Source organism: Streptomyces sp. NPDC002698 (assembly GCF_042888945.1).
In the GTDB taxonomy this organism is placed as follows: domain Bacteria; phylum Actinomycetota; class Actinomycetes; order Streptomycetales; family Streptomycetaceae; genus Streptomyces.
Window position 1 is genome coordinate 62,013 of record NZ_JBIAQM010000040.1, and the last position, 3,971, is coordinate 65,983.

At 66.5% G+C, this 3,971-nt stretch carries 6 protein-coding genes; 3 read left to right on the forward strand and 3 right to left on the reverse strand.

Features of this window, described 5'->3' with window-relative positions:
* The first annotated feature begins 320 nt into the window (after nucleotides 1–320).
* Nucleotides 321–659, forward strand: a complete 339-nt coding sequence (locus tag ACFYW9_RS35290; protein WP_389159189.1) for a hypothetical protein — start codon at nucleotides 321–323, stop codon at nucleotides 657–659.
* A 345-nt stretch (nucleotides 660–1,004) separates the two neighbouring features.
* On the opposite strand, the gene ACFYW9_RS35295 is transcribed toward ACFYW9_RS35290, so the two are convergent.
* The 3 genes from ACFYW9_RS35295 to ACFYW9_RS35305 form a co-directional block, all read right to left on the reverse strand.
* On the reverse strand, nucleotides 1,005–1,286 hold the full coding sequence (locus ACFYW9_RS35295; RefSeq protein ID WP_389159191.1) for a hypothetical protein: 282 nt from the start codon (nucleotides 1,284–1,286) through the stop codon (nucleotides 1,005–1,007).
* Nucleotides 1,287–1,503: 217 nt separating this feature from the next.
* A complete protein-coding gene (locus ACFYW9_RS35300) occupies nucleotides 1,504–1,782 on the reverse strand; it encodes a hypothetical protein (protein WP_351859749.1) in 279 nt (92 codons plus the stop codon).
* Nucleotides 1,783–1,996: 214 nt separating this feature from the next.
* Nucleotides 1,997–2,473, reverse strand: a complete 477-nt coding sequence (locus ACFYW9_RS35305) for a hypothetical protein (protein WP_389159193.1) — start codon at nucleotides 2,471–2,473, stop codon at nucleotides 1,997–1,999.
* A gap of 742 nt (nucleotides 2,474–3,215) precedes the next feature.
* Between ACFYW9_RS35305 and ACFYW9_RS35310 the strand changes: the two genes are divergently transcribed.
* Both ACFYW9_RS35310 and ACFYW9_RS35315 read left to right on the forward strand, forming a co-directional pair.
* Entirely contained in the window at nucleotides 3,216–3,506 is a 291-nt protein-coding gene (locus ACFYW9_RS35310) for a hypothetical protein (protein ID WP_389159195.1), read from the forward strand.
* A gap of 72 nt (nucleotides 3,507–3,578) precedes the next feature.
* Nucleotides 3,579–3,863, forward strand: a complete 285-nt coding sequence (locus ACFYW9_RS35315) for a hypothetical protein (RefSeq protein ID WP_389159197.1) — start codon at nucleotides 3,579–3,581, stop codon at nucleotides 3,861–3,863.
* Nucleotides 3,864–3,971: the final 108 nt, after the last annotated feature.

Sequence of the window (3,971 nt, forward strand, 5' to 3'; positions counted from 1 at the left end):
AGGAGCAGGCCCAGCCGCAGGCCCAGGAGCAGGAGCAGGCCCAGGAGCAAGTCCAGGCGCAGGAGCAGGAGCAGGGCGGCAACGACTGAGTGCCAGAGCTCCGAGTGAAGGCCCGCCGCGGCCTCATTCAGCGTCGGGGATACGGACCGAGCGGTGCGCTGAGTGATATCCCGTGGTGCAGGTAGCCCGGACGCCGAGTTCGCGTCCGGGCTACAACCATCCTGTCGGCGGACAAGGCTCCAATTGCCCGATTTTCTCGACGCGGACAACGCCGGTCAACAAAGAATTATCTGATTCTTCACCACAAAGGAATTCAACGCATGCTCTTTTCACAGAAGACCGCGACCGTCGCAGCATTCGCCGGAAGCCTCGCCGCCATCTGCCTCGGCGCTACAGCACATGCCGCGGGAAACGCGGGCAACTGCCCCACCGAGCAGAAGGACGTCGTGTGCGTTCAGAAAAATGAGACGCACACCGACAAGGACGGAACGCACGTCATCAAGCAGGACCAGCAGTGCTCGACAACGGACCGGCCGAACGTGGTCACCCAGCAGGACCAACTCCTGGGAAGCGCCCCCGCCAAAGTGGGGCCGGTCGTGGAGTGCAACAACACCGTCGAGCTGCCCAAGGGGTTCAAGAAGCCGCACGTCGGCGCCTGAGCGCTCACGGAAAATGCTGGTCCGGGGAAGGGTTCCCGGACCAGCATTTCGTTTTCGAAGAGGCCGGCGTCCGGCAATCACATCCCTCGGGACGTGCCGTGGCGCGACAGCCTCACAGCGGCGGCCTTCGCGTTGATCCCATGCTTCCGTGACGGAGCGCGGGATCAGGCGAAGGCCGCCGCTGTGTTCGGAACTCAGGCAGACCCATCGGCATGTTCGGGGCCGTTTCGACGGCAGGGTCGAAACCCCGGACTCAGGGCTCGCGGACAGCTGAACCGCGGGTTCGAGACTTGACCCTTGCGGGTCGATGAGTCACTCGCCCGCAGGTTGCCCGTCTGTGAGCTCTCAGCCGAACGTGTTGTTGCAGCCCGCGGTCGAGCCCAGCGACGTCTTCTGGGCCCCCGGGGCGCCCTCTCCGCCCAGCAGGTTGCCGCCCAGCCCGTTGCCGATGCCGACCTGGCCGAGGACATCGAGGTTCAGGTCGTGCGACTGACAGGTGCTGTGCTGCGAGACCTTGAGGCTGTCGCCCCTGTCCCAGCCCTGATCCGCGTGGGCGACGCTGGCGCCCAGAAGCCCGACGTTTCCGAGGACGGCCATCAGGACAGCGGCCGTACGGAGCTTGCGCATGCCATCTCCAGAAGAAGTGAGGTGAATGCGATCCGCGAGGGATCGCCTCTATGTGACGCGAAGAAGTCAAGGGCGCCAGAACGGAGTGCCCGGAAGGTGCCAGCGCAACGCTGTGCCGCTTCTGAAGTGTTTTGGCGCACGAGAAGGCCCCGGCACTTTGCCTGAGGCCCAGTGCCGGGACCGTTCATGGTTGAGCGTTTTTACGCCTGAGGGGACTTCAGAAGGCGCTGTTGTTGCAGCCCTGGCTGGAGCCGAGCGAGGTGGACTGGGCGCCCGGGTTGCCTTCGCCGTTGAGGGCGTTGCCCAGCAGGCCGTTCAGCACGCCGACCTGGCCGAGGACGTCGAGGTTCAGGTCGTGCGACTTACAGGTGGAGCTCTGCGTGACGCTGAACTGGTCGCCACCCTCGCCGTGACCGCCGGCGTAGGCCGTACCGCCTACGAGTCCGATGCTGCCGATGGCAGCGACCAGGACGGCAACGTTGCGAAGCTTGCGCATTTCATCTCCGTGTGGGGGTGAGTTTTTGCGATCTGTGGGCAGATCGCGGTTACAGGGCAGAACATTAGCGACAAATGCCTTGAGTTGGACAACGACACGCTGATCTTTATGTCGCCAAGGTTTTATGTCGCCGAGAAAACACCGAAAGTCATATCGCGGGACGAGCCGAGCCCGGTCCGTCCACGCCTGTTCCCGGTATCGACGTGGTCGTCCGTCAGTGCTGCACGTTGGCGAAAGAATTCGCCTGGTTGTTGGCCTGGGTGCACTCGACGCCCCGGGTCTGGGACGAGGCGAGCAGGGCGATCGGGACGTTCGCGTCGAGCAGGGTCTGCGGGCTGCACTCCTGGTACGGACGGAACAGGTTGGCCTGCCCCGCCGAAGCGCCCTGCTGCTTCCGCGGCGCCTCAGGAGAGATCCGCGGGCTGAACTGCGGGTTCAGCTGGGGGCTGACCTGCGGGGAAACCTGAGCGCCACGCGCCGGCGCCAGCTGCTGCGGAGCCGGCGAGCCATAGGTCTGCGCGGTCGCCTGAGCGGAGGACGCCGAGGCCGCCTGGGCGTCGGCCTGCGAAACCGGGTGCGGCGCAACGCCGTTGGGCGCGGACGGGGTGACGGCGGAGCTCGGGCCGGCGCCGACGCCGGCCAGGCCGCCGGCTGTTGCGGCGACGAGCGCGATCTTGTGAAGCATACGCATGAGTTTCCTCGGCTCTTCAATTGACCTGTGCACGGAAGCTGATGTGCCGATGCGGCAGCGCGGTCTTCGCTGTCCTCGCTGCTCCATTCGGCCGCGATGGGCCATCCCTATCGCCCCATGGGGAACGAAAAAAACACGGGCTCGAAACGGGTGCGGGGGTGTGGTCACCCATTCGGTGCGGCGTGCGAGCCGTGACGCCCGGGCCCGTGGACGGCAAACGGGTGACGACCCGTCGAGTGCCGTGACCACGGCGCCGAAATCTCGTTCCTCGGAAGAGATGGCAGCGCCCGCAGACCATTCACAGGTAGAGGATCCGCTGCCAGCTCCGATACGAAGTCCGCGTGCTCCTCGAGACAACCGTAGCCTCCGGCGCGATGCGAGTGACGCACCAACTGCACGCGTGACCGCATTGAATGCAATGGACTCACATCTCAGGTAACGAAGGGCCGAGGGTTTCATGCGGAAGCTTCACAAGGCCGCGCTCGTCGTCGCGGCGGCCAGCGGTTTGGCCGGCATCGGCGCCAGCGGCAGCTATGCCGACTCACCGGAGGGGCGCCTCAGTACCACCCCGGCATCGGTTCCGGATCAGTCGGCTGCCCCGGCCGCGGCTCCCCGACCAGCCCCACAGGCCGCCCCGTCAGGAGCACAGCAGACCGGGTACGCCTCGGCCTCTGCCTCATCACAGGGAACAGCACAGGCCTCCAGCACGTCGAACCCTCAACAGGCCGCTCCCGCACGGTTCGTGCAGGCCACACCCGCGCAGCCGGCACAGGCCGCACCGGCACAGGTCGTGCCGCAGGTCATGCCACAGGTCATGCCGCAAGTGGCCCCGCAGGTGGCGGTACCCCAGGTACTCGACTCAGAGGCCCCGATGATGGTCGCCCCCCAGGTGAACCCGCAGCTGAACCCTCAGGTGAACCCGCTCGTCGACTCGACGATCACGCCCGCGAGCGCACCGGAACTGGCTCCGGTCGCCCTCGGGCAGATCGCGGCCCCTCCCGTCGGGCAACTGGGACTTCCCCAGCTCGGCTGACAGCCCGCTCCCGTACATCCGCAGTCCTGACCCGACAGGTCAGGTCCCCGCACTTCCTCCAAGGAGCTTCACATGCGCAAGTTGCACAAGGTAGTTCTTCTGAGCGTCCTCCTCGGCAGTGTCGGCTCCTTCGGCGCCAACTCCGCTTTCGCGTACGGCGATGAGGGCCACGACACCGACAGCATCGACATCACGCAGGGCGTCGAGTGCCGCTCGCACGACATGAACATCGAGGTGCTCGGCAGCGTCGGCGCCCTCACCGGCGTGGCCGGCAACCTGCTGAACGGAGAAGGGGCCGCGGGCGCGCAGAAGAGCCACCTCGGTTCCGAAATGGGTTGCAACAGCCGGGCACTCTGACATCGGGATGCACGGAGGCGGGGGGGGGGGGGGGGGGGGGGGGGGGGGGGGGCGCGGGGGGGGGGGGGGGGGGACAAGAAGACCAAGAACGAACCGACGCGACCAACG

Coding starts and splice junctions, on each gene's coding strand:
- ACFYW9_RS35290 (WP_389159189.1), top strand. CDS start 321: ATGCTCTTTTCACAGAAGACCGCGACCGTCGCAGCATTCGCCGGAAGC.
- ACFYW9_RS35295 (WP_389159191.1), bottom strand. CDS start 1,286: ATGCGCAAGCTCCGTACGGCCGCTGTCCTGATGGCCGTCCTCGGAAAC.
- ACFYW9_RS35300 (WP_351859749.1), bottom strand. CDS start 1,782: ATGCGCAAGCTTCGCAACGTTGCCGTCCTGGTCGCTGCCATCGGCAGC.
- ACFYW9_RS35305 (WP_389159193.1), bottom strand. CDS start 2,473: ATGCGTATGCTTCACAAGATCGCGCTCGTCGCCGCAACAGCCGGCGGC.
- ACFYW9_RS35315 (WP_389159197.1), top strand. CDS start 3,579: ATGCGCAAGTTGCACAAGGTAGTTCTTCTGAGCGTCCTCCTCGGCAGT.